Here is a 4,988-nt window from a genome sequence, read left to right as displayed (position 1 = left end):
TTGGGTGATAGTGGTCATCCGGCTAGTATTAGAGGAGTATGTCGTGTAAATGGGCTGAAAGGCACGGGTCTCGGATATGGTGCGGTTACTGCCCGTCGTGTTGTAGCCGGAGAAGCGGCTCATGGTGAATGAGTTCGATACGGCAACGGGAGCGTTGCTGCCGCGTTCATCCCATACGTAACTGACGTCGACCCAAAACCAGTTGCTGCCCCATTTTTCAGCATAACTGTGGTAGGTGGTAAGGCGATCGAGCTGGGTGTTGCTGGCGTCGATTTGGCTGTTATTATTGAGGTCGAGGGCTTGGTGCAGGAGCTGGCCCAGGTGGTCGTAGGCGTAGAGGTTGCGCACGCGTGATTGTGCCGATCCTGTGGGGGCGCCCGAGTTTGTGGGGGCTAGTTCTTGACGGAAGTTTGCGCGGGGGACGATGTAAGTGAGGTCTTGGTAGAGTTTACCGGCCTGGGTGTTGCCTTGGGTGCCGTAGACGTAGCGGTTTAGCAGCCATTTGTCACCGCTGTGGTGATGCTGAACGTTGTTGCCGTTCATGCCGTTGGGCATGGCTTTGGTGTATGCGCCGACGGTGCGGCCGAGCCAGTCGGAGACGGTGATGGATTCGCGACCGTGCTTATCGCCGTTGCCGCCATGTGTGTCGGTGGTGCCGTAATCGGTGAAGCTAATGAGCTGGCCTTGGGCGGTGACTTCGTAGGTGTTGCGGATATTTACCTGAGCATCTCCGGAGATGCTTTTTAGGCTGCCGTCTATGTAAAAGTGCTGGGTGTAGCTGCGGTATTCGGTAGCACCGTTTTCGCTTTTTTCTGAGACTTTTAGTTTGCGGTAGTGGGTGCCGTCTATCTGGGGGGTGTAATCTATGCGTTTGCCACAGGGTAAGATCTCGCGGGTGCGTACGCCGCCGAGGTCGTAGACAAATTCTTGAGTGAGGGTCTCGCCGCCGCCGTCGCGGATGGAGTCGGTGAGCCGGCCTAGGGCGTCGTAGGTGTGCAGGGTCTGGAGGTTGACCGACGCGCCTGAGCCATGGACTGAAGATTTGACGCCATTCTGCTGAATGATCTCGGGTGTGCCGAGGTTGTTGTGGCCTGAATAATGAGTGACGAGGCCTGAGGCGTCGGCGCGTGTGAGCATGCGCCCGTGGGCATCGTAGATCATGGTTTGTTGCAGACCGTTAATGTCGTTCCGCTCGGTGAGGATGGCGCCTAGGTCGTTATAGGTATAGGAGGTAGAGGCGACAAGCTGGTTGTCGGTGCCGTTGAGGACTCCGTTGTTGCCTGGGTCTCCTGTGAATACGTAGCTCTGCACTCGTTTGACAAGGCCGCGGATGTCGCGGGTGGTCAGGGTGATGATGGACTGGTTGGGCACGAGGTAGAGGTTTTCAGTGTCGAGTACTTCGCCTGTCCAATTGACGTGTGTGATTAATTCGGCGTTCATGGCACCTTGGGAGTCAGGGTCGAGTGTTCCCGACAGCTCGAAGGTTAAGAATTCTTTAGTGGCCGATCGCCATTGATAGCCAAAGGAGGTACGGGTATTGTCTGCCGTATTCACTGAGTAGGGCAGCCCGGAGATTTTTTCGTTAGAATAGCCCGTGCGGTATCTTTTTTGGATCGTTTCAAGGTAGTCATTCGAGGCGTCGGAGGCAAAGTCGCGGATTTTTGTGACCAAGATGTTACTGCTGCTACTGCTGTAGTCGTAGGTGGTTTTACCCATCAATCTGTTGTTGAGGTATTGCCTGCGCAGGGTGGGCAGATCGGCCTCTTCGAAGTCATCATCTGAATTGCTGCCATCTGAGCCGACGTAGTCATATTCGGTCACGAAGCCTGAGAAACCGGCGACTCCCGGGCTGCCATTACCGTTGCTGGTCAGGGGACTAGCATTATTGTCTATGGAGGGCGAATAGATCCGATGCACCAAGCCGCGCTTATCTCTTTGGCTGCCTGATGGGGGTCCGTAGTAGTCGTATTTCTCCCAGGTCCCATCATAAGCTCGGCGGTTTTTCATCTTGCCGTAAATGCCGTCGGCTTCGCTCCCAGCGTAATAGCCGAAGACGTCGGTATAGAGCTTGCCGTTGGGGTCGCGGACGGTGTTGATGATTCTGGACCACTCGTCGTCGGTGCCTACTTTCCAGCGCTGCCACTCGTGTCGGGTTTTGGAGATGACATTGTTGACGTTGGTACCGTTAAAGCCGTTGCCGATCTCTATGGTCTCGTAGCGTTTGTTGTTGGTCCAACTGCTATAGCTGCGTTTTTCGAATCGGTGATAGCCCGGGCCGTAACCCGATTTGTATAATCAAGTGCTGCCGGATTTGTCCACGTGGTAGCGCTTGCCGACCGTCGCTGTTCCAAAGACTTGTTGTTCTATGTAAAGATCTCCATCGGGTGGGTTGTGAATACGGTAGCGCACAAAGTGGGTGGCGCCGGAGTTGACGGATGGGTTGTTAGTTCCTGGGGTGCCTCGACTAAATTGACCGTCCTTATAGAAGTCGATGAAGGTGGAATTCCAGGAGCTACTGAACCAAATTGAAATTAAATTTCCCGGGGTCTGGATATACCTGAGGTTGCCGCTCCCATCATTAAACACGGATACTTCGCTGGGATAGAGGTTCACAAAGCTCAGTGACTGCGGTTTGTGTAAATTTGCGTGGACGTCTTCTGACTTTAGAAAGATGTTTCCGGCAGATTTACCTGAGGGGAGGAGCCCAGCGCTCAATTCCCAGTGGACGCTGCCGAGGCGCAGACCCGAATCCAAACCCGCGGGTCCACGCAACTGGCGTCGGGGCAGGACCGCGATTTCATGACTGAGCGCGCCGGCGAAGGCGTAAATGGGACCATTCATCGGTTCTCCGTCTACGTAGACCACCCATTCGCGGCCCGGAGATTCGATATGGACTTTGGCATAATAGCTCTGCGATAGAGCAGACGAGAGCGTGTATGTCTGCGAGACGTCTAAGGTCGTGTCTAGGACAGGAGATTGGGCCCCATTCCCTGAGGTCGTTACGGTTTCGCCATTCAGCGTAATACTCGCTGTCGGATTGCCCGCTTGCCCCTGGTAGGATACAACATATACGTTGAGAGGCACACGGGCTTGGCGGTTGGCAGACTGAGCCGATAATGCAGTAGCAATACTAAGAAAGAGGAGTGAGAGGAATATGTGTCTCATTAAGATAGGGAGTTAAAAATTATAAACGTTCGATGGCGGCGAGGGGGGTGACGGGCTCGGCAGTTAGGACTGCTTTGCGCTGCGCTAATTTTTTGATGCGGCGCAAGGCGGGGTGTTTGGTCTCTGAGTCGATGACATACCGCACCAGTCCTGCTGCGATGGTGGGGTCTTTGGCTCGAAACAGTTTTATCAGGTTTACGGTGAGCAATACTTTGCGGCGCTGGCCTTTTTCGGCTTGTAGGATGCGTTCGATCCACGGCTTGAGTTCGGCGACTTCTCCGATGACCAACTCCATTGAGGGGGTGTCCTCGGCTTTCTTGGCGCGGCGATAGACTTCGATCAAGAGTTCCAGATATTCGAGGCGCCGGTGGAAGCGTCTCTGTTCGCCTTCTTGAGTCACAATGGTGCGGCGCAGTTTGGTGAAAAAAGCGGCGTCTGCGGCAGGAGAGGATTCGGCTAAGAGGGCATGCCGCCGTTTAATTTTCCGCTCTGCCCTAAGCGCGGCCTCGGCTTCTTCGACCGTCATCGTGCGCGTCGCAGGTGCTGTCTCGTTGAGCGTGGTCTCTGGGTCTTCTATTTCAGCTGGATCTTCGTTGTCGATGGGGGTGTTGAGCCCAAATGTGGGGACTTCGATCGGAGCCTCAGACGCAGGCTGTTCGGTGACTTCGGGAGCCGGGGCGCTGGCTTGTTGAGCTTGTGCAAAAGCAACCGTGGACATAAGAGACGCCAACAGGCTGGTGGTTAATTTTATAAAGGAGTTCATTCTTAGAATAGCGATACGCTCACAGAAGAGCTCGTGGCATTGGCACTTACTGGATTGGTATTGAAGTAATATTCGACGACGTTGGGGATGCCGTCGTTGTCGTTGTCGCCCGATGCGTTGGAGCTATTGATCCCATAGTCTGCCTCCCAGCCGTCCGGTAGGCCGTCGTTGTCATAGTCGACACCTTCGGCCTCTTCCTGGTCACTGAATCCGTCCCAATCCGCATCGACGGCGAGCCATACAAATCCGTTACTTCCCTGGTTGTGTATTTTCACACCGGGTCTGAGCACGATGCGGTCTTGGGCCCACCATATAGAATCTGCGCCTGACTCGACTTGAACGGTGTAATTATTCGTGCCCGTTGTCTCTTTGGTGCCAATCACTCCCAGGGCCGTGCCTTCACCCGGTACGATGATGTCGTGGGCAAATTCGCCCGAAATGGTCAGGTTCTCCAAGGTTACGGTGTCTTGGTTTTCCGGATAGGTCGTCGCTCCGACGAGTAGGAGGGAAAAGCCTGCGATGGGGATGTATTTGAGAGATGGCTGAAACATGGCTTTGGGAGGATAAAGGTGGGTGTGAATGATGGGTTCAAATCGGGTCCGCGAATGGACGCGAATGAACGCGAATGTTTTTTGTGAGTTTTTGAGAGTTGCTGGGCGTGTTTGTGGGCTGGGTGGGAATCATTTTGCCGCGGAAAGCGCGGAATGGACGCGGAATTTTGTGTTTGGATTGTATCCGCTAATAGACGCGAATGAGCGCGAATGTTTTCTAATTTGTGTTGTGAGAGAGGTTACTGATTGGACTGTTGATCTTTGGAGTTACCCACAGAGGCAAAGGATCAGTTATGTTCAATATTGAGTAGGCTCAGGATGTTAGAGAGTTGTTCTGACTGCTGGGCCTGAGATCTACGTAGATCTGCGAGATCAGCGGCTTGATTTTCGTTCTTATGGCGCTCGGCTTCGAGTTGCTTTTCCTTTTCGATGAGGTGGAGGGTGAGCTCTTCGATTTTGGCCATTTGGAGGGTGACGAGTTCGGAGAGTTTGGCGCCGTTTTGCTCGAT

At 54.0% G+C, this 4,988-nt stretch carries 5 protein-coding genes; all 5 read right to left on the bottom strand.

Translation table 11 applies throughout. The features are described 5' to 3' along the window. Positions 1-2,007: hypothetical protein (locus HRU10_14895; protein ID NRA28520.1), on the bottom strand; the 2,007-nt coding region annotated here is incomplete at its 3' end. Between the two features lie 288 nt (positions 2,008-2,295). Next, the gene (locus HRU10_14890; protein ID NRA28519.1) at positions 2,296-3,165 is read right to left on the bottom strand and encodes a hypothetical protein; all 870 of its coding nucleotides are present in this window, start codon (positions 3,163-3,165) and stop codon (positions 2,296-2,298) included. 19 nt (positions 3,166-3,184) lie between these two features. Further along, positions 3,185-3,883 (bottom strand): hypothetical protein, encoded by a 699-nt coding sequence (locus tag HRU10_14885; protein NRA28518.1) that lies wholly within the window; start codon positions 3,881-3,883, stop codon positions 3,185-3,187. A 47-nt stretch (positions 3,884-3,930) separates the two neighbouring features. Then, on the bottom strand, positions 3,931-4,479 hold the full coding sequence (locus tag HRU10_14880) for a hypothetical protein (GenBank protein ID NRA28517.1): 549 nt from the start codon (positions 4,477-4,479) through the stop codon (positions 3,931-3,933). Positions 4,480-4,766: 287 nt separating this feature from the next. Beyond that, positions 4,767-4,988, bottom strand: a 222-nt coding sequence (locus tag HRU10_14875; protein ID NRA28516.1) for a hypothetical protein, incomplete at its 5' end; no start/stop codon positions are given.

The sequence above is a fragment of the Opitutales bacterium genome (assembly GCA_013215165.1).
Taxonomy (GTDB): domain Bacteria; phylum Verrucomicrobiota; class Verrucomicrobiia; order Opitutales; family JABSRG01; genus JABSRG01.
The sequence above is the reverse complement of the archived record's forward strand: the minus strand, read 5'-3'. Positions and strand labels throughout refer to the sequence as shown.

What these genes read in the sequence shown, in the direction of transcription:
- HRU10_14885 (NRA28518.1), bottom strand. Translation starts at nt 3,883, where the DNA reads ATGTCCACGGTTGCTTTTGCACAAGCTCAACAAGCCAGCGCCCCGGCT.
- HRU10_14890 (NRA28519.1), bottom strand. Translation starts at nt 3,165, where the DNA reads ATGAGACACATATTCCTCTCACTCCTCTTTCTTAGTATTGCTACTGCA.
- HRU10_14880 (NRA28517.1), bottom strand. Translation starts at nt 4,479, where the DNA reads ATGTTTCAGCCATCTCTCAAATACATCCCCATCGCAGGCTTTTCCCTC.